Source organism: Arthrobacter sp. CC3 (assembly GCF_039907775.1).
Classification (GTDB): Bacteria; Actinomycetota; Actinomycetes; order Actinomycetales; family Micrococcaceae; genus Arthrobacter.
Map to the genome: position 1 here is coordinate 220670 of NZ_JARCCY010000004.1, position 25233 is coordinate 245902.

The 25233-nt window shown below is 65.6% G+C and carries 21 protein-coding genes and 2 pseudogenes; 10 read left to right on the top strand and 13 right to left on the bottom strand.

The genetic code is table 11. The features are described from left to right. Window positions 1-9: 9 nt before the first annotated feature. The 9 genes from PV761_RS04225 to PV761_RS04265 form a co-directional block, all read right to left on the bottom strand. Window positions 10-1485 carry an alkaline phosphatase gene (locus tag PV761_RS04225; protein ID WP_347894656.1) on the bottom strand — a complete coding sequence of 492 codons (1476 nt, stop codon included), beginning with the start codon at window positions 1483-1485 and terminating at the stop codon, window positions 10-12. A gap of 556 nt (window positions 1486-2041) precedes the next feature. Continuing rightward, entirely contained in the window at window positions 2042-3409 is a 1368-nt protein-coding gene (locus PV761_RS04230; protein ID WP_347894658.1) for a phenylacetate--CoA ligase family protein, read from the bottom strand. Window positions 3410-3456: 47 nt separating this feature from the next. Then, window positions 3457-4056 (bottom strand): cadmium resistance transporter, encoded by a 600-nt coding sequence (locus PV761_RS04235; protein WP_347894660.1) that lies wholly within the window; start codon window positions 4054-4056, stop codon window positions 3457-3459. A gap of 53 nt (window positions 4057-4109) precedes the next feature. Then, complete coding sequence (locus PV761_RS04240) at window positions 4110-4859, bottom strand: cytochrome c biogenesis protein CcdA (RefSeq protein WP_347894662.1); 750 nt, start codon at window positions 4857-4859, stop codon at window positions 4110-4112. Further along, entirely contained in the window at window positions 4856-5365 is a 510-nt protein-coding gene (lspA, locus tag PV761_RS04245) for a signal peptidase II (protein ID WP_347894664.1), read from the bottom strand. The genes PV761_RS04240 and lspA overlap by 4 nt, the downstream gene beginning before the upstream one ends. Then, a complete protein-coding gene (locus tag PV761_RS04250; protein ID WP_347894666.1) occupies window positions 5362-7314 on the bottom strand; it encodes a cation-translocating P-type ATPase in 1953 nt (650 codons plus the stop codon). The genes lspA and PV761_RS04250 overlap by 4 nt, the downstream gene beginning before the upstream one ends. Beyond that, window positions 7311-7685: a metalloregulator ArsR/SmtB family transcription factor gene (locus PV761_RS04255; RefSeq protein WP_347894668.1), complete on the bottom strand. Its 375-nt coding sequence runs from the start codon at window positions 7683-7685 to the stop codon at window positions 7311-7313. The genes PV761_RS04250 and PV761_RS04255 overlap by 4 nt, the downstream gene beginning before the upstream one ends. A 132-nt stretch (window positions 7686-7817) precedes the next feature. Beyond that, window positions 7818-9056 (bottom strand): cytochrome P450, encoded by a 1239-nt coding sequence (locus tag PV761_RS04260; protein ID WP_347894670.1) that lies wholly within the window; start codon window positions 9054-9056, stop codon window positions 7818-7820. A 132-nt stretch (window positions 9057-9188) separates the two neighbouring features. Continuing rightward, window positions 9189-9797, bottom strand: a complete 609-nt coding sequence (locus PV761_RS04265; RefSeq protein WP_347894672.1) for a TlpA disulfide reductase family protein — start codon at window positions 9795-9797, stop codon at window positions 9189-9191. A 298-nt stretch (window positions 9798-10095) separates the two neighbouring features. Between PV761_RS04265 and PV761_RS04270 the strand changes: the two genes are divergently transcribed. The 4 genes from PV761_RS04270 (at window position 10096) to lpdA (ending at window position 15595) form a co-directional block, all read left to right on the top strand. After that, a complete protein-coding gene (locus PV761_RS04270) occupies window positions 10096-11748 on the top strand; it encodes a cytochrome c biogenesis protein ResB (RefSeq protein ID WP_347894674.1) in 1653 nt (550 codons plus the stop codon). Beyond that, window positions 11748-12863 (top strand): c-type cytochrome biogenesis protein CcsB, encoded by a 1116-nt coding sequence (gene ccsB, locus PV761_RS04275; RefSeq protein ID WP_347894676.1) that lies wholly within the window; start codon window positions 11748-11750, stop codon window positions 12861-12863. The genes PV761_RS04270 and ccsB overlap by 1 nt, the downstream gene beginning before the upstream one ends. A gap of 179 nt (window positions 12864-13042) precedes the next feature. Continuing rightward, the gene (lgt, locus tag PV761_RS04280; protein WP_347894678.1) at window positions 13043-13924 is read left to right on the top strand and encodes a prolipoprotein diacylglyceryl transferase; all 882 of its coding nucleotides are present in this window, start codon (window positions 13043-13045) and stop codon (window positions 13922-13924) included. Between the two features lie 303 nt (window positions 13925-14227). Next, window positions 14228-15595: a dihydrolipoyl dehydrogenase gene (lpdA, locus tag PV761_RS04285; RefSeq protein ID WP_347894680.1), complete on the top strand. Its 1368-nt coding sequence runs from the start codon at window positions 14228-14230 to the stop codon at window positions 15593-15595. Window positions 15596-15804: 209 nt separating this feature from the next. On the opposite strand, the gene PV761_RS04290 is transcribed toward lpdA, so the two are convergent. Next, window positions 15805-16800 carry a bile acid:sodium symporter gene (locus tag PV761_RS04290; protein WP_347894682.1) on the bottom strand — a complete coding sequence of 332 codons (996 nt, stop codon included), beginning with the start codon at window positions 16798-16800 and terminating at the stop codon, window positions 15805-15807. Between the two features lie 80 nt (window positions 16801-16880). Between PV761_RS04290 and PV761_RS04295 the strand changes: the two genes are divergently transcribed. Together PV761_RS04295 and PV761_RS04300 are read left to right on the top strand one after the other, a co-directional pair. Next, window positions 16881-17528 carry a class I SAM-dependent methyltransferase gene (locus PV761_RS04295; RefSeq protein ID WP_347894684.1) on the top strand — a complete coding sequence of 216 codons (648 nt, stop codon included), beginning with the start codon at window positions 16881-16883 and terminating at the stop codon, window positions 17526-17528. After that, complete coding sequence (locus PV761_RS04300; RefSeq protein ID WP_347894701.1) at window positions 17528-18151, top strand: isoprenylcysteine carboxylmethyltransferase family protein; 624 nt, start codon at window positions 17528-17530, stop codon at window positions 18149-18151. The genes PV761_RS04295 and PV761_RS04300 overlap by 1 nt, the downstream gene beginning before the upstream one ends. 297 nt (window positions 18152-18448) lie before the next feature. On the opposite strand, the gene PV761_RS04305 is transcribed toward PV761_RS04300, so the two are convergent. Further along, the gene (locus tag PV761_RS04305; RefSeq protein ID WP_347894686.1) at window positions 18449-18838 is read right to left on the bottom strand and encodes a heavy metal-responsive transcriptional regulator; all 390 of its coding nucleotides are present in this window, start codon (window positions 18836-18838) and stop codon (window positions 18449-18451) included. Between the two features lie 392 nt (window positions 18839-19230). Here PV761_RS04305 and merA point away from each other — a divergent pair, with 392 nt between their 5' ends. Together merA and PV761_RS04315 are read left to right on the top strand one after the other, a co-directional pair. Then, on the top strand, window positions 19231-20676 hold the full coding sequence (gene merA / locus PV761_RS04310; RefSeq protein ID WP_347894688.1) for a mercury(II) reductase: 1446 nt from the start codon (window positions 19231-19233) through the stop codon (window positions 20674-20676). 145 nt (window positions 20677-20821) lie between these two features. Then, window positions 20822-21558, top strand: a pseudogene (locus tag PV761_RS04315) (arsenic resistance protein); the annotation flags it as partial. A 223-nt stretch (window positions 21559-21781) separates the two neighbouring features. Here PV761_RS04315 and PV761_RS04320 read toward each other — a convergent pair. Together PV761_RS04320 and PV761_RS04325 are read right to left on the bottom strand one after the other, a co-directional pair. After that, the gene (locus PV761_RS04320) at window positions 21782-23014 is read right to left on the bottom strand and encodes a ZIP family metal transporter (RefSeq protein WP_347894690.1); all 1233 of its coding nucleotides are present in this window, start codon (window positions 23012-23014) and stop codon (window positions 21782-21784) included. After that, window positions 23011-24126, bottom strand: a complete 1116-nt coding sequence (locus PV761_RS04325) for a multicopper oxidase domain-containing protein (RefSeq protein ID WP_347894692.1) — start codon at window positions 24124-24126, stop codon at window positions 23011-23013. Before PV761_RS04325 ends, PV761_RS04320 begins: the two co-directional genes overlap by 4 nt. 82 nt (window positions 24127-24208) lie before the next feature. Between PV761_RS04325 and PV761_RS04330 the strand changes: the two genes are divergently transcribed. Both PV761_RS04330 and PV761_RS04335 read left to right on the top strand, forming a co-directional pair. After that, a complete protein-coding gene (locus PV761_RS04330; protein ID WP_347894694.1) occupies window positions 24209-24883 on the top strand; it encodes a metal-dependent transcriptional regulator in 675 nt (224 codons plus the stop codon). Between the two features lie 120 nt (window positions 24884-25003). Continuing rightward, window positions 25004-25233, top strand: a pseudogene (locus PV761_RS04335) (IS1380 family transposase); the annotation flags it as partial.

The following is a 25233-nucleotide window of genomic DNA, read 5'->3' on the forward strand; positions in this document are numbered from 1 at the left end:
CCGCGAAGGTCAGCGCAGGACGCGCAATGCGTTACCCACGATGTCAAACAGATCGGTGTTGTCCACGCTGCCCTGCAACTGTTCCGAGCCTGAGCCGTAGGCGTAAACGGGCACGTCGGCGCCGGTGTGATTGCCGGAGGCGTAGGTCAGCCAGAGACTGGCCTCCTTCGAACCGTCCTTGACTTCGGCCGGGTCGTTCGGGGTCCGGAAGGTGGCCGGGCCGAAGTTCTTCGGGTCCGTGGCGCCAGCGCCGTTGATAATACCGGTAGAGCGTGCCGGGTCCTTGACATTTCCGCCGGGCCGTGTGGGGGTGGAGTTATTGGCGGTGTTGCCGGAATCGACGTTACCCGGGGGTGAGGCTGCTTCGGCGTTGGTGAAGGAGCCCTTTTCGATGACGTTGAACCCGCCGGTTTCGTGGTCTGCGGTGACGATGACCAGGGTGTTGCCGTCCTTTTTGGCGAAGTCCAGGGCTGCGGCGACGGAGTCGTCGAAGGCCTTGGTTTCCTCCAGTGTCTGGGCCGCGTCGTTGGCGTGGGAGCGCTTGTCGATCAAGGCGCCTTCGATCTGCAGGTAGAAACCGTTGCCGCCGGCTTTCTTTTTCTGGTCCAGCAGTTCGATGGCTTTCTTGGTCATCTCCGGCAGGGAGGGCTCCTGGGCCTGGGGAGCGGCGGGGTTGTCCTGTTTGGCTTTCTCGATGGTCAGGTTGCCCTTGTTGAATAGGCCAAAGACCTTCTCCCCTGCGGCCCCGTTCAGGTCCGCGCGGGTGGCGGGGATCTGGCTGGAGACCGAACCCAGGACCGAGTAGCCCTGCTCCTTCAGCGCGGTTTCATCCGAGGCGTCGAAACGGCTCATTCCCCCGCCGAGGATGACATCTGCGGTGCCGTTGCGGGCGATCTGGTCCGCGATCGGGGTGACCCGGACGTCGCTGGTGGGAAGTGCGGTGCCGGTGATGGCGGTGTCCTGGCATGCGGCGGCGGAGTAGGCCGGGCCCTGGCAGCCGCGGGCGAGGGCGTGGCTCATCTGCCCGGCCGGCGACGCGTCGGTAATTTCAGAAGTGGAGACATTGCCGGTGCGGTAGCCGGCCTGCTTGGCCAACTCCATCATTGTCGGCACCACAGCACCCTTGGCGTCCACCCCGAGGGCAGCGTTGTAGGTTTTCACCCCGGAGGCCCAGGCCGTGGCTGCGGAGGCGGAATCGGTGACCAGGTTCGGCTTGAAGTCAGCCTGCCCCGGCTGGCCGGAGTTCTTCTCCACGGCGTAAGTGCTGACGGAGCCCTGGGCCGGGAGGGTTTCCATCACCAGTTTGCCCTCGGCACCGTAGAAGCGCTCCCTGGCCGCAGTGACTTGGGTGCGGCCCATGCCGTCACCAAGCAGGTAAATGACATTCTTGGTCCGGCCATTGTTCCCCTCCGGGGCGGCGGTGGCCGGGCCGCTGACAGCAACAACTGCCAGCACTGCGGCAACAGCCGCCGTTGAAGTAAGCATGGATAGGGTGCGACGCATCAGGGATCTCCCAAAGAAAAGTGCGGGCGGGTGAATAAAGGGCGGGGGCCCGGGTTGAACCCTAGGGGCGCGACCTTCACAGGTCCGGACTGCCCGGTGACCGGCTGGCAACCGGGAGGTGAACGCTCGATGCTATCCGGACGTTCACCGATACGCGCGGACTTTATGCTGCCGGACGGGCTCAAACTTCCCTGGCATCCTAGAGCAGCCACCGAACCGGGGTCGTGCCTAATGAAGTTCTGCTGTTCACCGCCCCCGGGGAGCGATCATCTGCGTCGTTCGGCCGGTACGTCTGCAGCAGAGGAAGCGGCCTCCGCTGGCCGCCGGAGATCAGGACGCCGCGACGGCGGTCACCTGACCGGGGTCCTGGATGGTGAAGGTGTAGCCGCCCGAGATTCGGTGGCCGTTGGAACAGACCGTGCACAGCAGCACCGTGTACGGGCAAACCGGCAATAGTGACGTTGCCGTCGTTGATCAGGGATCCCGCCGGGTCCGGAGGGCCGCAGATCCGTGGAAAGGACAGGCCCTGTCTGCCCTTTTACGGGGGCAGCGGGACGACTGTGCGGTGCTTGCCGCCCTGGGTGAGGCGCGGCGGCCCGGGATCCCTTTTCAGGGTTACGTTGCCCAGTCCCTGGCTGGTCAGCACGGCGACGATTTCCGAGCGGGCGGCTTCCCAGACGCTCTCGGGGTCCGCGCCAGCGGCGGGCTGCAGTCGGAGGCTGAGGCTTTCGCGTCCTGTCTGGACAATCTGGCCCTTACTGAGGCCCTGCACCCTGTCGAGGGCGGTACTCAGCGTAATGGGTGTCACTGGGACGGGGAGCCGGTCATTGCCTTGGAGGGTCAGCAGCTCGGCGGTTCGTCCCTGCACGTGGATGGCCGGTGTCGGGTCCCCGCACGTGCAGGGATCGGCCCTTGCGGTGATGCTGTCGCCGAGGTCGTAGCGCAGGATGGGTTGTACGCGGTTGGCCAGGTTGCTTAGCAGCACGGTGTGCGAGGACTGCCCGGGAGGGACGGGTTCATGGTTTGCATCCACCGGTTCCAGGATGGCCCAGTCGCTGTTGACGTGGAGCCAGCCTTCCCGGCAGCTGTAGCTCAGGAAGGGGCATTCGGTTGCTGCGTAGCCTTGGCGGACCGTGGCTCCGAACGCTGCGCTGATCCTGGCGTACTCTCCCGCAGTCAGTCCCTCGGCGGAGAGAATGACGGCGGTCGGCTGGATGTTCAGTCGTCCTGCTTCCTGCTCGGATGCCAGCAACCGGCCGGTGGAGGCGTAGGGGGCAAGAAGGGCCGGGCGGAAGCTGTTCAGCCCGGCGACGAGGTCCGGCATCGGCGTCTGGACCGGGAACACGCCCACGTTCCGCCGGCCTCGTCCCTTTCGGAGCGCGGCCGCGGCCGTTGCTGAGGCAAAGTGGCCGCCGGTGGCGATGACCATGGCTATCCGCCCGCGCCCGCGGATTATCCCTAAGATGTCGGCCGGGCTGAGCCAGGAACTGAGCATGCGGAACGTCAGGGCCTTGGCCGCGGCCAGGGATCTGGTGTCGAGCAGGAACACTCCCCGGGTGCCGGTCGTCCCGGACGTCGTCGCCACCGTATAGCGGTTGAGGAATTTCTCACCCACCAGCGACGGGTCCGCGACGAACGACTGCGTTCCCTCCAATGTCACGGCAGGGTCTGTCACCCAGTCATCGAAATGGGCCATCAGTCCGGCCTTGGTCGTCACGGCCAGCAGGGCCGGGTCGGTGATCCGGGCCGGCATGCCCTGATAGAGACGGCGGTAATACGGTGAGCATGTCCGTGCGTAGGTCACCATCTCTGCCAGCCGCTCCCGTTGGCGCTGCAGGATCGCAGCGCTGCCCTGTTTCCGGGCGGCGCGGGCATCGAGCAACAGCCCGAACGGTGTTTCCCTCATGGTTCCTCCTGACCCTGACGCGGTTTCGTCCCAGTGACTCTTAGTGCTCAGGCGCCGAACAACCGGGGAACGACGCCGGAGCTGACGAGGATGAACAGGCCCAGCCCGATGAACACCGCAGGAACCAGCCAGTGTTCGACCCTTTCGAGGGTCTCGGTGACTTTCGGGTGCGTGCCCACAACGCGTCCCAGTGCGCACCAAACGGCGACCAGGATGAGGAACACAATGATGGTCACTACAGTGTCCTGAGGCGCCATAGTCCGGAAGATCGGGGTGTAGATGGCGATGTTGTCCGCACCGTTGGCGATGGTGATGCCGGCCACGCTGAGCAGGCCGACTGCGCTGATGGCACCTTCTTCATCCTCTTCCCCGCGTTGGCGCAGGAAACGCATCAGGCCGATGACGCCGATTCCCAGCGGGACCAGGCCGAGCCAGCCGACCCATTCGTCCGGGACAAGCGTCAGCCCCAGGGCGGCCAGGACGCTGATGCCGACCAGTGCAATGAATCCCAGGTACTGTCCGCCGACGATCTCCCAGGGCCGGGGCCGGCCTTTCGACGAGGCAAGGAACAGGACGGTCAGCACGACGATGTCGTCAATGTTCGTGGCGGCGAACATGGCTGCCGCGGCTGCGATGATGCCAAGCATGGGTCGTGCACCTCTCAGTGTCTCCCCGGAGGGTTTTCCACCCGCGGGTTGGGTCAGATGGGTGTGGTGAAGGTTCCGATCAGGTTCTGCAGGCTCAGGATCCAGGTGGTCCAAACACCGGAAACCATAAGGATCCCGACCACGATCAGGGTCGCGGCTCCTGCGAGGTTGAAGGCTCTGATGTTCCGCCGCACGAAGCCCAGGGTGCCGGTGACCCAGCTGAATCCGCGGGCGACGAGGAGGAACGGGATGCCCAGGCCGATGCAGTACGCGAAGCCGAGCAGCGCCCCGCGCCAGGCCGATCCGGTGGTGGTGCTCAGCGCCAGGACAGCGCTGAGAGTCGGGCCGATGCAGGGGGTCCAGCCGAGCCCGAATCCGACGCCCAGCAGCGGGGCCCCGGCCAGGCCGGTGTTCGGTTTCCAGGCCAGCTTGGCTGTGCTCTGCAGGAACGGGATCTTCCCGGACAATGCCACCCCCATCACGATCACCACGACGCCCAGGACACGGGTGATCTCATCGCTCCAGCTCACCAGCCAGTGTCCGATGGTCCCGAACGCCGCACCATACAAGGTGAACACTGCGGCGAAGCCAAGGATGAACAGCCCCACGCCGGCGGTGGTCCGCCGGCGTGCGGCCTTCTCATCAGTTCCGGCGAGACCGGAGACATAGCCCAGATAGCCCGGGAGCAGGGGCAGGACACAGGGTGAGATGAACGAGACCAGACCGGCGATCACCGCCAGGGGCACCGCCAGGAGCAGTGCTCCGGACTGCACGGCCTCGGCGAAGAACCCGCCCAGACTCACGCCCCTTTCTCCGGGTCCTTACCGGGCCGCAGCATTCCCAGCACCAGGACCGCGGCTCCCACGGTGACGAAGACGTCGGCGAGGTTGAACGTCGGGAACCATCCACTGTGCAGATAATCCACGACCCCGGCCCCGTCGAGCCGGTCAATGAAGTTCCCGACGGCGCCGCCGGCAACGAAGATACCGCCCGTAAAGGAAATCAGGGACATCTTCGGGGCGCTGACGGCCAGCCAGGACAGCAACACGGCGATGACGACCCCGGTACCGGCCACGACAACCGCGGTGGGCAAGGCCGCGCCGAGGCTGAAGGCCACCCCCGTGTTGTACAGAAGCTTGATCGTCAGCAGCGGCGTCTCAATCACCTCTCCCCGAGAGAGGTTCGCTTCCGCCTGTGCCTTGATGAACAAGTCGGCTCCGGCCAGCAGGAGCGCGCCGATAAGCAGCCCGCCCCGCCGTCTCCACGGCCGGGTCGGGGTGCTGTCCCGGACGGGCGCCGGGGTGCTCATCGTGCCGGTTCCAGACTGGGGGCGGTGTCCTGGGTGACCGGGATGGTGCCGTACTTGCTCACCCGGCCGGCGCGGACGCCGTTGGCGATGACAACGATCTCGGCCAGTTCGTGAATCAGGACCACCGCTGCCAGTCCCAGGATGCCGAACAAGGCCAGCGGAATCAGGACCGCGATCAGGGCCAGGGACAGGCCCACGTTCTGGAACATGATGCGCCGGGTGCGGCGGGCATGCTCCAGCACCTGGGGCAGGTGGTGCAGGTCCTCGCCCATGAGGGCGATGTCCGCTGTTTCGATGGCCACGTCGGTGCCCATTGCGCCCATTGCGATGCCGGTGTCGGCGGTGGCCAGGGCGGGTGCGTCGTTCACGCCGTCACCGACCATGGCGGTCGGCTGCCGCTCCTTCAGGGTGCGGATGATGTCCGCTTTGTCTTCGGGGCGCAGGTCGGCGTGTACTTCGGTGATGCCCGCTGCCTTGCCCAGGGCCTCGGCGGTGAGCCGGTTGTCACCGGTGAGCATGGCGGTGGTGTAGCCGGCGCGGCTCAGGCGTTCAATGACGGCCCTGGCCTCCGGGCGGAGTTCATCGCGTACGGCCACGGCGCCAATGAGGACAGAGTTCTCCTCTACCAGGACCGCGGTCGCACCGGCGGCCTGCATCCGCCGGACAGTTTCCTTCAGCTCCCCGGGGGCGATCCATCCGGGCCTGCCGAGCCGGGCGCTGTGCCCGCCAATGGTCCCTTCCAGCCCGGCTCCCGGAACCGTGTCGAGGCCGGTGACGGCGACCCGATCGGTGGCGGCGGCGAGGATGGCCCGGGCGAGCGGGTGTTCACTGCGTTCCTCCAGGCCGGCAGCGACGGCCAGAACCCGCTCCCGGGTGGAGGATGTCGTGGCGGCGACCTCGATGACAGCGGGTTTGTTGCGGGTCAGGGTTCCGGTCTTGTCCAGGGCGATGGTGCGGATCCTGCCCAGGGTTTCCAAGGCACCGCCGCCCTTGATCAGGACGCCCATCCGGCTGGCAGCGCCCACGGCCGCCACCACGGTGACGGGCACGGAGATAGCCAGGGCACAGGGTGAGGCTGCCACCAGGACAACCAGGGCGCGCTCGATCCACAGGACCGGCTCGCCCACGATGAAACCGAAGACGGCAATGAGCGCGGCGGCGATCAGGATGCCGGGGACAAGCTTTTTGGCGATGGAGTCGGCCAGGCGCTGGCCGGGGCCCTTGCGGGACTGCTCGGCCTCCACGATATGAACAATCCGGGCCAGCGAGTTGTTCTCAGCGGTGCTGGTGACCTCGATCTCGAGCGGGCCGGTGCCGTTGATGGAACCCGCGTAAACTTCGCTGCCGGGTCCGGCCTCGACAGGGACCGATTCGCCGGTCAGGGCCGAGGTGTCCAGGGAGGTGCGCCCGGTCAGGACGCGCCCGTCGGTGGCCAGACGCTCGCCCGGGCGAACGACCATGGTCTCGCCCAGCACCAGCTCGGACGGGGAGACGGTGACTTCGGTTCCGTTGCGCAGGACCCTGGCCTCAGCCGGGACCAGGTCCAGCAACGCCCGCAGTCCGCGCCGGGTGCGGGCCACCGAGTATTCCTCCAGCCCCTCGGAGATGGCATACAGGAAGGACAGCATCGCCGCTTCCTCGACCTGGCCCAGGATGACCGCGCCTACGGCCGCGATCGTCATCAGCGTGCCGACACCGATCTTGCCCTTGGCCAGCCGGCGCAGGGTTGAGGGAACGAACGTCCACGCCGCGACCAGCAGCGCCGCCGCCTCCAGCGGCAGGGTGACCCACTCGGGCGCGTCCAGCAGCGAAGCAATCCATGCCACCAGGAGCAGCCCGCCGGAGACTGCGGCCGCGCGGATCTCGGTTACCTGCCAGAAGCCCTCGGCCTCTTCCTGGCCGTCTTCTGTTGCGGGCTTGTCATCGCCGCATCCGCACGCGTCGCTCACAGTTCCTCCTCTTTGGTGGTTTCGGCAGCGCGGGAGGCGTCGCCGTAAGTCGGGCACAGGCTCACGGCGTTGCCCGTGGCGGCCAGAAGGATCTCGGCCTGCGCCAGGACATCGATCAGTTCAGGGCGGGTCAGAGAATAGAACACCTTCCGGCCCTCCATCCGGCCCGTCACCAGGCCGCAGTCCCGCAGGCAGGCCACATGCGCGGAGACCGTGGACTGCGCCAGACCCAATACCTGGGTGAGGTCTCCGACCCTGACTTCGCCCTGGGCGATGCGTTTTACGATGGCCAGCCGGGCCGGGTCCGCCAAGGAATGGAACAGTGCGGCGGCCGGTTCCAGCCGGGTGTCGCTCCTCATATCAATCGTCATATAGCGATGATATCCAAAGATGTGGATGTGTGCCAACCCTTGCCTCTGAAGGCGTCCGGACTGCGAATCCGAGGCCGCCGGGCGCGCCTGTGCGGGGTCTTGGGAGGTGCCGGTGCTGTGCCCGGGCCGGTGTCAGTGCGGTCCAGGGCGTCCGGAGAGGATGAAGCCGCTTCGGGGAAGCGCGGGCATCCGGGTGAGATCGATGCTCAGGTCCTGGGCGGGTACGGCCAACATGGTCTCCACAGCCAGTGCCCGGATGGCCCGTCGGATCAGGTCAACGGTGATGTCCTCGCCGGGGCAGCGGTGCCCAGCCGCCGGGTCGCCGGCACCCTGTGGAACAAGGGTGTGGGGGTCCGGCTGCCAGGCACGGAACCGGGCAGGGTCGAAGCTCTCCGGATCCTTCCAGATTCGGCCGTCGTGGTTCGTGCCGTACAGATCCAGCAGGGCCCATTGCCCTGCTTTGAAGGTGTGGCCCTTCCATTCCAGTGGTTCCCGGGCCGTGCCGCCGACGAAGGGGAAGAACGGGTAGTACCGGCGGACTTCCTGGGCAAAGCACTCCAGGTCCGCGTCCTGGCCTGCGCGCAGGATGTCCTTCCACTCCGAGTGCTGCTGCAGGGCGACGGCTGCGAAGACCATGAAGCGGCTGACAGCCACGATGGGCCGGAGCAGGTTGAGAAGTTCCACCGCCGCGGTGTCAGCCGGGAGAGCGTTGCCGTGTTCGTCGGTGTGGAAGGCGATCACGGCGGCAGGCGTGTCCCTGGCCGCGGCCGGGCCGCTCCGGCGGATGGTGCCGATGCAGTCGGCGGCCCATTTTTCGGTGGCGCGGCGGCGCCACCGCGCATACCAGTTCGCTGGACCGACCGCGCCGGCCTTTTCGATCATCAGGCTCAGTTCCCGGGTGCGGCGGCTTACTTTCGCCGGGTTTGCCGGCACTCCGGCCCACTGGCAGGCGGTTGCGGTGAGGATCCGGGGCAGCTCGTCGTGGAGTACCACTTCGCCCCCGCGCAGCCACCGCTCCGCCGCGGAGTGCCATTCGGTGTCGAAGGCATGGCCGAGGCGTTCCACCGATTCCTTGTTCATCAGGTCAAGAAACAGCTGTTTCCGGTGCCGGTGGGCAGGACCTTGGAGGGACTGCACGCTGCCGGTGTCCTGCAGCAGGTGCTGGGCGGAGCGGGGCATGGCCCCCTTGCGTCCGAACCGGTCTCCGCCGTAGAAGAACTCTGCCGCCTCCGCCCCGCGCAGGCAGACGACAGGGCGCAGCATCAGCCTGGTGCGGAACAGATCGGTGTCGAACCGGTCGCACCGGCTCGAAATGAAGGTGTACCCCTCACGCAGAAGAGCAAGGGAACTCTCAGGCAACTGCACTGTCATGATGGACCAGCCTTCCTCGTGCCGCCCCGGCGCGGTCGGCGTTACCGATGTTGCGCAGGCGGCCGGACAGTTCGGGAACCCTCAGCGTACCGCCCCGTCCGGGACGCCAGACCGGGGGCGTCATAGCTTTTCCTAGGCCTGGAGTGTGGAAGTGATCAAAGCTTTCAGTGTGCTTTTTTCCAGTCCGCCCAGGATTCTGGCCGCGACACGGCCTTGCTTGTCCAGCACGAGGGTGGTCGGGACTGCCTGGGGAGGGACGAAGCGGGTCATGGCGAGCAGCACCTTTCCGTCCTTGTCCTGCACGCTTGGATACGTCACGCCGAAGGTCCGTTCGAAGGCTTCGGCCGTGGGCTTTTCGTCCCGGACGTTAATGCCGTAGAACCTCACTCCCTTGGGTGCGAACTCCTGGTACAGCGCTTCCAGGTGCGGGGCCTCTACACGGCATGGGGCGCAGGCTGCGTACCAGAAATTGAGTACTGTGACCGAGCCGGCCCAGTCGGCGGAGCTGACGGGTGTGCCGTCATAGAGGGTCGCGTTCAAGGCCACCGGAGCGCTGCGTGATTCCTCGGCGTATTCCTGCACTGATCCGTCACCGGCTATGTAGTTCTTGTTATCCCCTGCCGCGGCCTGCTGGGCGAGGGGATCGGGTCCGGCGCAGGCGGCCAGGCCGAGGGAGGCCGCCGCGGCCAAACCTGTCAGGATGCTGCGCCGGGCTAGGCCGCCGCCTGATGGGGTGTTCATAGGATAACTTCCTCGTTCGTAAATTTTCCGGATGGCGTCACACTCACGGCCCCCTTAGCGGGGATAAAGCCATGCAGCTGTGGCCCGCCCTGCGGAACCTTCCCGGGCCCGCAGTTTCACGCCACTTCTCTTCCGGGTCGGATTTAACCGGAATCGGTTCAATCGTCTTTAGGCGATATTATCAGGAAGGTGGGCGGCAAAGCCCCGGCCCACCCAACACCCTGTACTAATTCTACGTAAGGTAGAACTGCGGGTCGCAGACCTCACCCGCTCTTGACACCCCGACTGGAAGGCAGCGATGTCCCTACCTGACGCGCCAAACACTACGGCAGCCCCGGTCCTCCCGCCGCTGCGTCCCGCCGGGATGCTGCGCTGGGCGTGGACGCAGCTGACAAGCATGCGGACCGCGATCTTTCTCCTGCTGCTGCTGGCCGTGGTCGCTGTGCCCGGCTCGTTGTTCCCGCAGCGGCCGGCGAACCCTGCCCTGGTCACCCAGTACATCAAGGACCGCCCGGAGTACGGGAAAATCCTGGACGCGCTCCAGCTCTTCGATGTCTATTCCTCGGCGTGGTTCTCCGCGATCTACATCCTGTTGTTCATCTCCCTCATCGGGTGCGTGATACCCAGGGCACGGGCCCACTGGAAGGCCCTGCGCTCGGCCCCACCGCGCACCCCCCGGCGGCTGTCCCGGCTGCCCGAATACGGCACGCTCGTGCTCCCCTCGGAAGCTGCTGTCACCCCGGGCGACGCCGTCCGGGACGCAGCGTCAGTACTGAAGAAACGCGGCTACCGGGTTGACATCCGCGACGCCGACACCGCAATGCCTTCGCTGGGGGCCGAACGGGGACTGCTGCGGGAAGTCGGCAACCTCCTCTTCCACACCGCCCTGATCGGCGTGCTGGTTTCCGTGGCGGTCGGCGGGTTGTTCGGCTACCGGGGCCAAAAAATCATCATCGAAGGCGACACCTTCGTCAACACCCTCATCGGCTACGACAACTTCACACCCGGCACCAACTTCCAGACCTCCTGGCTGGACCCGTTCACCGTCACCCTGGACAAATTTGAAGTCCGTTTCGACCGCGAATCAACCCGGCAGTTCGGCCAGCCCATCGACTTCAAAGCCTCCCTGACGACCCGGGACAGCCCTGACGCCGCCCCGCAACAACAGGTCCTGAAAGTCAACGAACCGGTCTACTTCGGCGGAACCGGCATCTTCCTCGTCGGCAACGGCTACGCACCCATCATCACCGTCAAGGACGGCGACGGGAACACCGCGTTCAGCGGCCCCGTCGTCTCCGTCCCCAACGACGCCGTCTACACCTCCAGCATTGTCCTCAAGGCCCCGGACGCGGCACCGTCCCAGCTGGGTTTCGTCGGGTTCTTCCTGCCCTCGGCCATCAAGAACCAGGAGGGTGTGTCCTACAGCTTCGACCCGGACCCGCTGAACCCGCAACTGAACCTGAACTCCTATTACGGCGACCTCGGACTGGACACCGGGAAACCCCAGAACGTCTACAACCTGGACGTAAAGACCCTCACCAAGCTCAACGGCCGGGATCTTCCCGCCGGTGGCATTGTCCTGGACGCCGGCCAGAGCTACACCCTCCCGGAGGGCAAAGGCTCGATCAGCTTCGACGGGCTCAAACGCTATATCGGGGTGGACATCCGCACCGTCCCTGGGCAGGAGGGGGTTCTCATCTTCTCCTTGGCCGCCGTCGCGGGGCTGATCGTTTCCCTGTATGTGAACCGCCGCCGGGTCTGGCTCCGCGCCGGCGCCCACGAGGACGGCCGCACCATGATCGAATACGGGCTGCTGGCCCGCGGGGAAGACCACCGGCTCGCGCCTGAAGCCGCCGCGATCCGTGCCCGGCTCGCCGCCCGCTGGAACCTGACCGAGTCCCATCCGGCCGAAGCCGCCCCGGTCTCTGCCCGATCACCGAAGGAGCAATAATGCCGGACATCAACGAAACCATGGGCCAGTACAGCGAGCTGTTCATGCTCCTGGCCGCAGGCACCTACACCGTGGCGTTCATCGCCTTCGCATGGGACCTGGCCAGGAGCAGCAGGACCCTGCGCGCGGTGGACCTCAAGGCCGCAGCCGCCGCACGAGCCCAGACCTCCACCCCGCCTGCCAGGGTCCCGGTCAGCGCCGGAATCAGCGCCCCCGCCTCTGTGGACCGCGCGGCCTCCGGTGTCAGCGGCCCGGCCGGCCGGGCCGAGCGCCCGTCCTCGGCCACTGGCGGAACAGCACCGGAGGCGGGCGGCGCCGAGTACACCGCCGACGCGGGCATGCGCTACACCTCTGGGCGGCGCGTCCCGGCCCGTGTGGCGGTGGCCCTTACGGTCCTCGGTGCGTTGATCCACGGCGCAGGCGTTGTTACCCGGGCGCTGGGTGCGGGCCGGGTGCCGTGGGGCAACATGTACGAATTCCTCACGACCGGCGCCTTCGCAGCCATCGCAGTGTTCCTGCTGGTGCTGGTCCGCCGCGACCTGCGCTTCCTCGGAACCTTCGTCGTGGGTCTGGTGACCATCATGCTGGTGGCCGCCGCCGTGGCGTACTGGACACCGGTCGGGCACCTGGTACCCGCCCTGCAGAGCTACTGGCTGGTCATCCATGTCTCCATCGCCGTTTTGTCCTCGGCACTGTTCACCCTGACGTTTGCCATGTCAGCGCTGCAGCTGGTGCAGTCGCACCGGCAAAAGACGCTGGCGGCCGGGCGGGAGGACAAGCTCGGGTTCATGCGCCTGGTACCGTCGGCGCTGAGCCTGGAGAACCTCTCCTACCGGATCAACGCACTCGGTTTCGTCGGCTGGACCTTCACGCTGATGTTCGGTGCGATCTGGGCCGAGAAGGCCTGGGGCCGCTTCTGGGGCTGGGACACCAAGGAAGTCTGGACGTTCGTGATCTGGGTGGTCTACGCCGGCTACCTGCATGCCCGCGCCACACGCGGCTGGACCGGAACCCGCGCAGCCTGGCTCTCGATCATCGGCTACCTCTGCGTGGTGTTCAACTTCACCATCGTGAACCAGTTCTTCAACGGCCTGCACTCCTACTCCGGCCTGTGAGGGCGTCGCTCGTATCCGGACACACCCACCGTCTGTGGTCAGACAAAGGGACACAGGTGACGGATGCTTCCGTGATCGGCCGATCCGGACCACCTCAGAAATGCCACTGCTGCAGTCTCTGAGACGAACTTCACGGGCGCTGCACGCCTTCCCGAGACCGAATTTTAGTGAGCTGACCCATGAAACCGTTCTCCACACCGGACATCTTCTTCCCTTCGCCAACGGTGAGCGCCTTCGAACTCGGCCCGCTGACGGTACGCTTCTACGCACTCTGCATCCTGGCGGGCATCGCTGTCGGCACCTGGCTGACCGTCCGCCGGCTCACAGCCAGGGGCGGCACGCACGAACAGGCCCTGGACATCGTGGTGTGGGCAGTCCCCTTCGGCATCGTCGGCGGCAGGCTCTACCACGTAATCACCGATATCCAGCTTTACTTCGGCCCAGGCAAGGACCCCTGGGGTGCCCTGCGGATATGGGAAGGCGGCCTCGGCATCTGGGGCGCAGTCGCCCTCGGGCTGGTCGGGGCAGCTATTGGTGCCCGCCGCACCGGAGTGCCCTTCGCTGCCTTCGTTGACGCCGCCGCTCCCGGGCTCCTCCTGGCACAGGCCCTGGGAAGGTGGGGAAACTGGTTCAACAACGAAATCTACGGCTCGCCCACGGACCTGCCCTGGAAACTCCAAATCCATGCGATGGACCCGACCACAGGGCAGTCAGTTACGACGCCGGAAGGCGCCCCTGAGGTCATCGGCTACTTCCAGCCGACCTTTCTCTATGAATCCCTCTGGTGCCTGGCCGCTGCGGCAGTGCTGATATTCCTGGACCGTAAATACAGGCTCGGCGCCGGGGCGGTCTTCTCCCTCTACATCGTTTTCTACACGGCCGGCCGGTTTGCCTTCGAACTGATGCGCTCCGATTACGCCAACACCATCCTGGGCGCGCGCGTCAACACATGGGTGGCCGGACTTGTCCTCATCGCCGGCCTGGCCCTCTTCCAAAAGCTCAGATCCCGTACCCGGTCCAAAGTGGAAACGAACGCCACGGTGCCCGACCCGGCACCCTAAAATGCCGGAGCCAACCGCGCCACAGCCGGTCCCGATGTTCAGGCGGCAACCGCCCGACAAACGTTATGCGGGCCCCAAACAAATCATGCGGTATGGGGAGAGACTCCCCGGAGAATAGGCATTGAGCATAATATCGGGACACGGCTCACACTTCGGACACCGTGTGAATGGGGGTGTTTTCATGGCGGCAAGACGCAGGCCATCACGGCGGCCTTCCTGCTCCTGCCATCCCCTCAGCCACGAACCCCGCCGCTCCCTCAATCACTTACCCGCCACTCAACTCGCTCAACCGGGAGGAAAACCATGACCTATGACCTCGTAGTCCTCGGAGGCGGCAGCGCCGGTTACGCCGCTGCTCTGCGCGGGGCGCAGCTGGGCATGAAGGTGGCCCTCGTTGAGGGCGACAAGCTCGGCGGGACCTGCCTGCACCGCGGATGCATCCCCACCAAGGCCCTGCTGCACTCCGCAGAAATAGCCGACACCATCCGCGAGAGTGCAGCATTCGGGGTGGAGAGCACCCTCGGCCGTATCGACATGGCAGGGGTGACAAAGTTCAAGGAAGGCGTCGTCTCGCGCCTGTATAAAGGGCTCAAGGGTCTCGTGTCTTCCAGCAGCGTCGACCTGATCCAGGGATGGGGGACGCTGGCCGCCGCGGACACGGTGGAAGTCAACGGCACCCGCTACCAGGGCAAAAACATTGTGCTGGCGACCGGGTCCTACTCGAAGTCCCTGCCCGGACTGGACATCGGCGGCCGGGTCATCACCTCCGAACAGGCACTCGAGATGGATTTCGTCCCCAAGAGCGCGGTCATCCTGGGCGGCGGGGTCATCGGTGTGGAATTCGCCTCGGTCTGGGCTTCCTTCGGCACCGATGTGACCATCATCGAAGCCCTTCCGCGCCTCATCGCCAACGAGGACGAATCCCTGTCCAAAGGCCTCCAGCGGGCCTTCACGAAACGCGGCATCAAGTTCCTCACCAACACCATGTTCGCCGGCGTCGCCCAGAACGATGACGGCGTCACCGTCACCACCCAGGACGACAAAACCGTGGAGGCCGACGTGCTGCTCGTGGCCGTGGGCCGCGGCCCCGTCACAGCGAAGCTCGGCTACGAAGACGCCGGCATCCCCATGGACCGCGGCTTCGTGCCCACCAACGACCGGCTGCACACCGGTGTCGGCAACATCTACGCCATCGGGGACATCGTGCCCGGCCTTCAGCTGGCCCACAGGGGCTTCCAGCAAGGCATCTTCGTCGCCGAAGAAATCGCCGGTCTCAACCCGGCTCCCATTATCGAATCCGGCATCCCGCGCGTGACCTACTCCGAGCCCCAGGCCGGCTCTGTCGGCCTCACCGAGGCCCAGGCGAAGGAACAGTTCGGCGCCGATGGCATCGAGACGGTCGAGTACAACCTCGGCGGGAACGCCAAAAGCCAGATGCTGCAGACCGCGGGCTTCATCAAGCTCATCCGCGAGAAGGAGGGCCCGATCATCGGCGTACACATGCTCGGCGCACGCGTCAGCGAGCTCATCGGGGAAGGCCAGCTGATGGTCAACTGGGAAGCCTACCCCGAGGACGTCGCCAGCCTCGTCCACGCCCACCCCACCCAAAACGACGCCATCGGCGAGGCCGCTCTCGCCCTGGCCGGCAAGCCCCTGCACGCCCACGGCTGACCGGCGCTGGCCTGGTTCGACCCCGTAGCCGGCTTCATCCTCGCCGTGTTCACCGGCAGGGACGGCAACGACAGCCTGGAAGGCGAACTTGTCGAAGACTGCGCGGACTATGGACGGGCCGGACCGCACTCCCCCGGGCCTAGTCCCACGGCGGATTTCGTTCACGCTGACTGATGGAACCGGAGGCCGGGACGGGCGCGTGGCTGTGCTTAGGCGGGCTGCCGGTTCGGTTCCCCGCGGACAATCCGGGGAAGGAACCGGACGTAAAGGACCATACCGATAAGTTCGATGAGAGTTTGGGTGACGACGACCAGCGCGGCCAGGGCCAGCGGCCCGGGAAATGCCAGCGCCAGTGGCAGCACGACCAGGGAATTTCGGGTGGCGCCACTGAAGACAACGGCCCGGGCGGACGCAGGATCGAGTCGGGCGACCTTGGCGGCCAACAGTCCCAGCGGAACCATGACAACCAGGAACGCCACATAGATGGGAGCCACCGCAAGCAGCGAGCCAAGTTCCCTGCCGACTCCCGTGATCTGCGAACCGACAACCACGGCCAGCGTGGCCATCATGAGGGGAACCATCAAAGCCTGCATGGCCGCCATGACCGCCCGGCCAAGGTTTGCCCGGCGGGCAAGTGCCTGGGTCAGCGCCGCTGCTGCCAGGGGAATGATGATCAGAACGATCAGAGCCTCAACAAACGGTGCCGGGTCAATGGCCGCAGCCACGTCGGGGCCGATGAAAACCCACAGGAACACCGGTAGCAGGAGCATCTGCACGAGCATCAATACCGGAGCGGCGGCCAGGAGCCGGTCACTGGCACCTCCGGCCAGGCCGGTGAAGACAATGACGTAATCGATGCACGGCGTCAGGAGTACGAGCATGACGCCGACCAACAGCGCTAAGTCCCCGGCCACAAACCGAGTCAGGCCAAACACCACAGCAGGAACGATGACGAAGTTCAGGACCAGCACCGTCGCCAGAAACCGCAAATCCCTGGCTGCCGCACCGATGGAGGCAAAGGGAATCCCGAGAAATGTCGCGTAGAGCAACAGTCCGAGTACGGGGTAAATCGAAAGCTCCAAGGCCGCCGCAGAGCCCGGGGCAAGGAAGCCGACGGCAATACCTGCGGCGATGGCCGCGAGGTACAGGCCGATCTGATGGCGATCCATCCACGCCACGAGATTCCGGGTTTTCACCGTACCCATGCTAGGTGACGTGATCTTTGGAACCAGAATTCTTACCTGCCAATTTGAACGTCCTGAGCCGATAATAGTCACATTGGACGATGGGACGGATTGCGATGTTGATGAACCGCGCGGAGACTCTTCTGGTAAATTCGACGCCTCGACGTTGGCTGCAGCGCTTCTACGAGATCCAGGTGCTGCTGCGGTTCGGCGGCCGGTTGCTGCCACGGGCGCGGGCATTGGAGATCGGCTGCGGTTCCGGCTACGGCTCCCAGTTGGTGTTGGAGCGGTTCGGCGCCGGACGTGTGGACGCTGTGGATCTGGACCCGGCGATGATCGAGCGCGCTGGGCAGCGCCTCGCTCGCTACGGAGATCGGGTGCGTCTGGCCCAGGGCAGCGCAACCGATCTGCGCTCAGCACTGAACGCTGGCGACAGCGACTATGACGCGGTGTTCGACTTCGGGATCGTCCATCACATCCCGGACTGGCGCGCGGCCATCGCCGAGGTCGGCAGGGTTCTGGTGCCGGGCGGGAGGTTCTACTTCGAGGAGGTCACCGCCCACGCACTGGCCCGCCCGATCTATCAGCGGTTGTTCGACCACCCCACCGAGGACCGGTTCACCGCCGAGCAGTTCATCGACGAACTGGCCCACCACGGGCTCGTGGTGCTCGGCTCGGTCACCCGGATCTCCGGCGATTACCTGCTCGGCGTGGCAGCCAAACCCATACCGGCAAGGAGTGACGGGTGATGGCCATTGTCGCCTTTACCCTCTTCACTGCTTTCATACTGCTCACCGGTGTCCGCTCACTGATCCAGCGACGCCGCACCGGCGACTGGGGAAACCGGCAGAGGTTGAGGCCACGGCGCTCCTGGGGGTGGTGGGGGCTTGCCGTAGCTGACCTCGGTTACCTGATGGTGGGACTCGGCGCGCCGGTCGCCGCCCTGGCCGGCATGCCGCCGCTTGCCGCCGCCGACCACCCGGTCGTAAACGGTTTGGGCATCGTGCTCGCGATACTCGGAATCCTTGCAACCTTCACTTCCCAGCTGGCGTTGGGGGCCTCCTGGCGGATTGGCGTCGACCAGGCTGAACGTACGGCGCTGGTGACCACGGGCCCGTTCCGGCTGGTGCGCAACCCGGTCTTCACCGCCGCAGCCACTGTGTTCCTGGGCTTGGCGTTCATGGTGCCCAACCTCCTGGCGGTCGCTGGCCTGGCTGTCGCGCTCACCGGGATTGAACTGCAGGTGCGCTTGGTCGAAGAACCCTACCTGCGCGGTGTGCACGGCGCCGCGTACACCGACTACGCCTCGCGCGTCGGCCGCTTCCTTCCGGGCATCGGCCGCCTGTGGACCGACCACCCGCACAGGCGTTGACGATGCGGCAGGGAACAGTTGCTCTCCGGCCTGACGGGTTGAGTTTTCGAAGTTCACTATTGATCGGCATCCTGCCGCATACTCCCTTGACCAGGTGCCCGTTCCGCGGGCTCGTCGCTGAATTTCAACCAGGATCTTGACCAGCCGGTGACATTGGGATGAGTCGTTCCTGGTCCGTTTTGGAGGGAACGATGTGCAGCAGGCCATTTCACACGTCGCGATGTTGTGACTGTGACAGGTCCGCTCTACCCAGCTGAAGGCGGAAATGGAAAAGTGCGGGGTAAGTTGCGCTGGAGCCTAGAGGTAACTGCAGATCTGTTCCGGATCGCAGTACTCCGGATCTGCTGCTTCGGCTGCTGCATGGTATTCGGCGACAGTGGCCCGCAACGACGTAATCTCGGCGATCTGCCGGTCAAGGTCCGTTAGCTGCCTTGCCAGTACGTCGCGCACGTGCGAGCAGGGCGTGACGCCAGCATCCCGGATCCGCAGAATGTCGTGGATCTGGGCAAGGGTCAGGCCGGCCACCTGACCGCGGCGAATGAATTCAAGACGGCCGACAGTATCGTGCGCATACTCCCGGTAGCCGTTGGCCAAGCGTTCAGCCGGCGGAAGAAGGCCCCGCTCCTCATAGAACCTGATCGTCTTGGGTGTCATACCAGCGGCGGCAGCGGCTTCACCGATTCGCATTGCGCTTCCTTCAGATCGTGAGACAAGGCCATTCAACCCTCCATTTTACTGGAAGGTTACGACGCTTTTGTCTTCTACCTCCCGTGCTCTGCCGCTTCGGCGCGGAGGGAATCCGCCGGGCTGGACCTTCCCCTCCGCTGGAAGATCCATGATCGTAGGGAAGCAAGTCCCGCGCCGACTCGCTGATGAAGACTGAGGCCCTGCGGCCCTTCCTCGACAAAGACACTCCCGTAACCCCCCGCCCTACCGGATTGATTGCGGACAGACATCAAGCAAGCGTCCTCAGCCCTTGACCTTCCCGCGTAGTGGAAGGTGCAGACTGAAGCCAGGACCATCACCGAACGATGAACTGCCCCGCAGGGCGCGCTCATCCGAAACTCCATGGAGGATCCATGCCTGAGGCAGCAGTATCGGACGTCGATCTGGCCGTTATCGGGTCCGGAGGCGGTGCCTTCGCCGCCGCCATCCGGGCCACCAATCTGGGTAAGCGCGTCGTGATGGTCGAGCGGTCCACCGTCGGCGGAACCTGCGTGAACACCGGATGTATCCCCTCCAAGGCCCTGCTGGCCGCCGCCGAAGCCCGCCACATGGCACTTGAGGCGACCGGCAGGTTCCCCGGCATCAGCACCTCGGCCGGACCGGTGGACATGTGGGAGCTCATCAACGGCAAACGGTCCCTGGTCGAGACCATGCGCTCGGACAAATACGTGGACCTGGTCGCGGACTACGGCTGGGAGCTGCGCCAGGGCACCGCGGTTTTCGCCGGCACACCTGGGGAACCGGTCCTGGAAATCACCGGCCCCGACGGTTCCAGCAGCGAAGTCCGCGCCGCTCACTACCTCGTCGCCACCGGATCGACCCCCTGGGCGCCGCCGGTAAAGGGTCTGCAGGACATGGACTACCTGACCTCGACCACAGCCATGGAACTGGAGGAAGTGCCTGAATCTCTGCTCGTCTTCGGCGGCGGATACGTGGCGCTGGAACAGGCGCAGCTCTTCGCCCGCCTCGGATCCAAAGTGACCATGCTGGTCCGCTCCCGCCTCGCTTCTGCAGAGGAACCCGAAGCCTCGCGGGCCCTGATGGGCAACTTCGCGGACGAGGGCATCCGCGTGGTCCGGCGATCCAGCGTGCTCTCCGTCCGCACGGACCCTGACACGGCCGAAGTGGTGGTGTCCGCCACCGTAGCCGGCGGGCAGGAGGAATTCCGGGCCGCGAAACTGCTCGTCGCCACCGGCCGCCGCTCAGTCACCGAAGGCCTGAACTTGGACGCCGTTGGGGTCAAAACGGGAGACCGCGGCGAGATCCTGGTCCAGAACACGCTCGTCAGCTCCAATCCCAGGATCTGGGCCGCCGGAGACGTGACCGGACACCGGGAATTCGTCTACGTGGCCGCCGCCCACGGCACCCTGGCAGTGGAGAACGCGTTCAACCACGCCGGCCGCGAAGTCGACTACCGGCACCTGCCGCGTGTCACCTTCACCAGTCCGGCGCTGGCAGCCGTTGGCATGACCGACAAGGAAGCCCGCGACGCCGGCATCCGGTGCGAGTGCCGGGTCCTGCCGCTGGAATACGTGCCCCGAGCCCTCGTGAACCGCGACACCCGCGGTTTCATCAAAATCGTGGCCGACTCCGCTACCGGGCGCATTGTCGGCATCACCGCCGTCGCGAGGGACGGCGGCGACCTGGCCGCCGCAGGGGTCTACATCCTGCAGGCAGGAATGACAGTGGACCAGGTCGCCAACCTTTGGAGCCCGTACCTGACCATGGCCGAAGGCATCAAGATCGCCGCCCAGTCCTTCAAGACCGACGTCTCCCGGCTCTCCTGCTGCGCCTCCTGACCCATTGCCGGATACACCACCCAAAGAAGGGCCCCGACCATGGCTGACACCATCACCGAACGCCTCGCATCGGCGGAGACAGGAATGGAAACCTGGCTCTGGCTGCCGCTGATGAAACTCCTGGCCCTCGGCGACCCTGTCCAGATTGCCGAGGGTCGTCTTTGGACTGAAGCGGTTCGTGGCCGGCGACCAGGCTCTGCTGGTCGGGGTCATGCTCGTACTCCTGACGCCGTGCATCGACTATGTCATCGTGTTCACTGGCCTGGCCGGTGGGGCCAGTGACCGGCTGCTGGCTGCAGCGCCGGTGCTGATGCTGGCGCAGATGCTCCTACTGCCGGTCTATCTGTTGGTCTTCGTCGGCCCGGATCTCGTAGCTGCCATCGACCCGGCACCGTTCGTTGAGGCTCTGGTTGTTTTGAACCTGATTCCCCTGGCTGCGGCCGCGCTGACGCAGGCGCTGGCCCGCCGGGCACCCCTGGGCCGGATGATCATGGTGGCCATGCACGCCCTGATGGTTCCCCTGATGATGGCCACGCTGGCCGTCGTTGTCGGCTCACAGATCGTGGGCGTCGGCCAGGAGCTGGGCTCGCTGCTTGCGTGGTTCCGCTCTACGCGGCATTCCTGCTGGTCATGGTGCCGCTGGGCCTGCTCACGGCCAGGCCGGCCGGCCTCGATGTTGCAGCCACCCGCGCCGTTGTATTCAGCGGCGCGACGCGCAATTCCCTGGTCGTGCTCCCGCTGGCCCTGGCGTTTCCCGGACCCTTGGCACTGGCCGCTTTGGTGGTTGTCACCCAGACGCTCGTCGAACTGATCGGGATGGTCCTCTATGTCAGGTTCCTGCCCATGATCGTCCGCACGGAAACAAACCAGCAGCCCACCTAAACGCGCCCACGCGATCTCGTAGCGGCATGGGACAGCGATGAATGAACGCATCGCCGAGCTGACCGGCCTGGCCGGTCAGCTCGAACAATCCAGTGCAAGGCTTTCAGGAAAGCCTCAGGGAGGATGAATTTATGGCAATTTTGAATCCAGGTCTGATTCCATCAAATCACTGGCGAGAGGCTGGATGAGGCACTCACGGCGGTCCTGCAGGCATTCCTTTGGCCTAGGCCACAACGAGCAGGCCGGTTGCGAACATCACGCCCAGCCCCAGGATGATGCCTGCGCCGGTGAGCGGGGTGAAGGTCTTGCCCGCGTTGTCCTTGAGCAGCGGCAGGAGTTTGATGGCGACCTGGGCTACTGCGCCGGCGCCGATGCCGAGCAGGAAAGCCGCAAAAGCCGGCTGGTAGACGGTCGCTCCGATGAGTGCCCCTGCGGCCGCGGGCGCTCCTGCGATGAGTCCCAGGATTGCCAGCCGGCCCAGACCGGGAGGCTGTTTGGCGAGCGGGGTGACGATCGCCAGGCCCTCCGTGGTGTTGTGGATGGCGAACCCGACGATCAGGGAGGCGCCCAGGGCGAGTGAGCCCACCGCGTAAGCGGAACCGATGGCGAGGCCTTCGCCGAGGTTGTGCAGGCCTATGCCGATGGCGATCAGCAGCGCCAGACGCTGCGGCGGCAGGGCTGCAGGCCGGCCCGTGGCACCAAGTTCCTGGCGCCGGCGCATCCAGGCATCTGTCCCCTCAAGTATGAGGTAGGCGGTCAGGGCGCCGAGGAAGACGACGATCGGGCCGCCGAACGCGCCGTTGCCGGCCACGAGTTCCACTGCTTCAAGGGTCGCGTCGACGGCCAGGAACGCGAGCAGCCCCACCGTGACGCCCAGCAGGACCCGGACCCAGGAGGCTGACGAACGGCGGACGAAAGGCATCCAGAGCATGCCGAGGGCTACCGGGATCACGCCGACGTAGATCCCCAGGAGCGTCATGAGTCCGAAGAAGGAACTGCCGCGCTCCGGGCTGAGGGCCGCCGCGTCGACGACGGCGGGGATCTTGCCTCCGATGGAGGTCACCAGGGCCACTTCGTAGGGGTCCCCGTCCACCCAGTGGTAGCCGATGGTCAGGGTGGTGGATTCCAGGGGCGCCATGGTCTCGCGGGTCTGCGTAAACGGTGCGTAGTAGTCCGAGACGTTGACCTGGGCGATGGACACCGGGTCCGGTCCCTCGTTCCGGACGGTGATTTCGATCTGGCCGGGGGTGAGGCGGATGTCCTCGACGGCCACTTCCTCTTTGGGCGGAACGCCCTCGGAGAGCGTGCTGAGGCCTGGCGCGTTCAGGAGCGAGAACAGGCCCACCAGGAGCGCGATCAGGACCAGCGGCCCGACGCCGAGAAGCCACCGAGGCACCGGCGGGCGGCGGTGGGGTGCTGCCGCAAGTGCGGTGGCTGTCTTTTCGTCCAGGCTCATGATGCGCTCACTTCGAAAAAGCCCATCCAGCCCAGTTCCGCGAACTCGGTCTTGTGGGCGTGGAACATGTACTTGCCGGGGTAGGGGAACCGAAGTTCCACGATGCCGCGCTGGCCCTGCACCTGGGAGATGGTGTCGGTGTACTCACTGGGGGTCAGCATGGTGCCGGTGGGGTAGTAGTGGAAGAAGTTGCCGTGCACATGGAAGGAATTGATCGGGTCGTATTCAAGGACGTTGATCAGGTGGATCCGTACCAGCTCGTTCTGCTTGACCTGCACGGGGAAGTCCATGAAGTGGAAGGGCAGGCCGTTGACGGAGTAGAACTCGTTATCGTCTCCGCCGTCGGTGTTGTAGCCGTTCATGACCATCACCATTTCGTTGTCTGCCTTCGGCCGGCCTTCTTTGGGTTCGATGATGAACCCGCCGTAGAGCCCTTTGGCGATGTGCGGGGCAAGCGGTGACTGGTGGCAGTGGTAGAGGTGCGTGCCGAACGGGGTGGCATCGAACTCGTACGTGAAACTCTGCCCCGGGGCGATGGAGCCGGCCCCGATCCCCGGGGTGCCGTCCATCTCGGCGGTGTGGATGCCGTGGAAGTGGATGGTGTGGGGGTGGGCTCCGGCGTTGGTGAAGTGGATCCGCAGGGCATCGCCTTCCTGTGCCCAGAGGGTCGGGCCGGGGATCCGCCCGTTGTAGCTCCAGCCCGGGAACGTCACCCCCGGTGCGATCTCGAAGTCCTTATCGACCGCGACGATGTCCCATTCCCGCAGGGTCCTGCCGTCGGGCAGGATGCTGGTCCTGCCCCGGTCGAAGTCGTGCAGGATCGCCGTGGGGTCGATGCCGGCCCGTTCAGGAAGGACCGATCCGCCGGCAAATCCGGCATGTCCGGCGTGGCTGACGCCAGTACCAACGGCCGACGACGGGCTGCCGGCCTGCGCTGCCCCCGAGCCCGACCGGGCCGAGGCCCCTCCCCCGGCACCGTTGCCGGAATGCTGGTCATGCCCGCTGGACGCCTGGGCCTGGATGGCGGTAAAGGCCGGCACGGCTGCAAAAGCGGCAGCGCCGGACAGCATGGACCGCCTGCTCGGGAGCTTCTCCGACAATGTTTTCGGCATGCCGATTCCTTTTCGCTTCAATGGGAAAACTAAATTGTTCGTTAAGCCTAACATTGCGCCTGCCCTTGGTACGCTTGATGGCATGCCGGTTTCCGATTTGTCGCCCTCAGCCCAGGACTACCTCAAGCTGATCTGGTCGGCCACGGAGTGGTCCGCTACGCCCATCACGGTCAGCGACATGGCTGAGCGCCTCGGCTTCAGGCCGTCCACCGTATCGGAGGGAATCAAGAAGCTGGCCAGGCAGGAACTTGTCACCCACGCACCGTACGGGAGCATCGAGCTGACTCCTGCGGGGCGCGAACACGCCGTCGCCATGGTCCGCCGGCACCGGCTCCTGGAGACCTTCCTGGTCCAGGCGCTGGGGTATGGCTGGGATGAGGTCCACGATGAAGCCGAGACCCTTGAGCATGCCGTTTCTGACAAGCTGATCGAACACATAGACCAACACCTCGGCCACCCGACACGTGATCCGCACGGGGACCCCATCCCGCCTTCCGACGGCCTGCCGCACATGCCGGCAGGAACGCAGCTCTCGGCGGCAGCCACCGGCGGCACCGTGGCCATCACACGCGTTTCCGACCACGATCCACAGATGCTTCGTTACTTCACCGAATTGGGGCTGGCACCGGACGCGAGGCTCACCGTGAAGGAACACCGTCCCTACGCGGATGTCACCACAATCCGGCTGCACGGGCCCGGGCGGGACATCGATCTGGGCGCGTCAGCGTCGGAAGCGATCTGGGTCGTCGCGGTCTAGCCCCGTGGTTTCATCGGGCGGCCGTTGAAGGGCGTGTTTAAAGGGCGAAAAGGTGCTCTGACAAGGGAAAATAGTGGTGTCTAAGCCAATTTATCCCGGTCGTGAAGGAGCACCTTTTCGATGCACCACTCTACCCCTGTTTTTCCGTCCCTGCCGGTCAGTTTCAGCGGCCAGTCGCTGATTTCCCACGCCGGTGTCACGGTCCTCACCGGATTCATGGACGCCCTCGGCTTCGGCGGGCTGTGCGAGGACCGGCTCGGGCAGTTTGTTCCTTCCGGCGCACGGCATCGTTCCGGCAAGCTCCTCGGTTCCCTGGCAGCGATGCTCGCCGCCGGAGGCGAACATGCATC

What these genes read in the sequence shown, in the direction of transcription:
- PV761_RS04225 (WP_347894656.1), bottom strand. Translation starts at nt 1,485, where the DNA reads ATGCTTACTTCAACGGCGGCTGTTGCCGCAGTGCTGGCAGTTGTTGCT.
- PV761_RS04230 (WP_347894658.1), bottom strand. Translation starts at nt 3,409, where the DNA reads ATGAGGGAAACACCGTTCGGGCTGTTGCTCGATGCCCGCGCCGCCCGG.
- PV761_RS04235 (WP_347894660.1), bottom strand. Translation starts at nt 4,056, where the DNA reads ATGCTTGGCATCATCGCAGCCGCGGCAGCCATGTTCGCCGCCACGAAC.
- lspA (WP_347894664.1), bottom strand. Translation starts at nt 5,365, where the DNA reads ATGAGCACCCCGGCGCCCGTCCGGGACAGCACCCCGACCCGGCCGTGG.
- PV761_RS04255 (WP_347894668.1), bottom strand. Translation starts at nt 7,685, where the DNA reads ATGACGATTGATATGAGGAGCGACACCCGGCTGGAACCGGCCGCCGCA.
- PV761_RS04260 (WP_347894670.1), bottom strand. Translation starts at nt 9,056, where the DNA reads ATGACAGTGCAGTTGCCTGAGAGTTCCCTTGCTCTTCTGCGTGAGGGG.
- PV761_RS04265 (WP_347894672.1), bottom strand. Translation starts at nt 9,797, where the DNA reads ATGAACACCCCATCAGGCGGCGGCCTAGCCCGGCGCAGCATCCTGACA.
- PV761_RS04270 (WP_347894674.1), top strand. Translation starts at nt 10,096, where the DNA reads ATGTCCCTACCTGACGCGCCAAACACTACGGCAGCCCCGGTCCTCCCG.
- ccsB (WP_347894676.1), top strand. Translation starts at nt 11,748, where the DNA reads ATGCCGGACATCAACGAAACCATGGGCCAGTACAGCGAGCTGTTCATG.
- lgt (WP_347894678.1), top strand. Translation starts at nt 13,043, where the DNA reads ATGAAACCGTTCTCCACACCGGACATCTTCTTCCCTTCGCCAACGGTG.
- lpdA (WP_347894680.1), top strand. Translation starts at nt 14,228, where the DNA reads ATGACCTATGACCTCGTAGTCCTCGGAGGCGGCAGCGCCGGTTACGCC.
- PV761_RS04290 (WP_347894682.1), bottom strand. Translation starts at nt 16,800, where the DNA reads ATGGGTACGGTGAAAACCCGGAATCTCGTGGCGTGGATGGATCGCCAT.
- PV761_RS04295 (WP_347894684.1), top strand. Translation starts at nt 16,881, where the DNA reads ATGGGACGGATTGCGATGTTGATGAACCGCGCGGAGACTCTTCTGGTA.
- PV761_RS04300 (WP_347894701.1), top strand. Translation starts at nt 17,528, where the DNA reads ATGGCCATTGTCGCCTTTACCCTCTTCACTGCTTTCATACTGCTCACC.
- PV761_RS04305 (WP_347894686.1), bottom strand. Translation starts at nt 18,838, where the DNA reads ATGCGAATCGGTGAAGCCGCTGCCGCCGCTGGTATGACACCCAAGACG.
- merA (WP_347894688.1), top strand. Translation starts at nt 19,231, where the DNA reads ATGCCTGAGGCAGCAGTATCGGACGTCGATCTGGCCGTTATCGGGTCC.
- PV761_RS04320 (WP_347894690.1), bottom strand. Translation starts at nt 23,014, where the DNA reads ATGAGCCTGGACGAAAAGACAGCCACCGCACTTGCGGCAGCACCCCAC.
- PV761_RS04325 (WP_347894692.1), bottom strand. Translation starts at nt 24,126, where the DNA reads ATGCCGAAAACATTGTCGGAGAAGCTCCCGAGCAGGCGGTCCATGCTG.
- PV761_RS04330 (WP_347894694.1), top strand. Translation starts at nt 24,209, where the DNA reads ATGCCGGTTTCCGATTTGTCGCCCTCAGCCCAGGACTACCTCAAGCTG.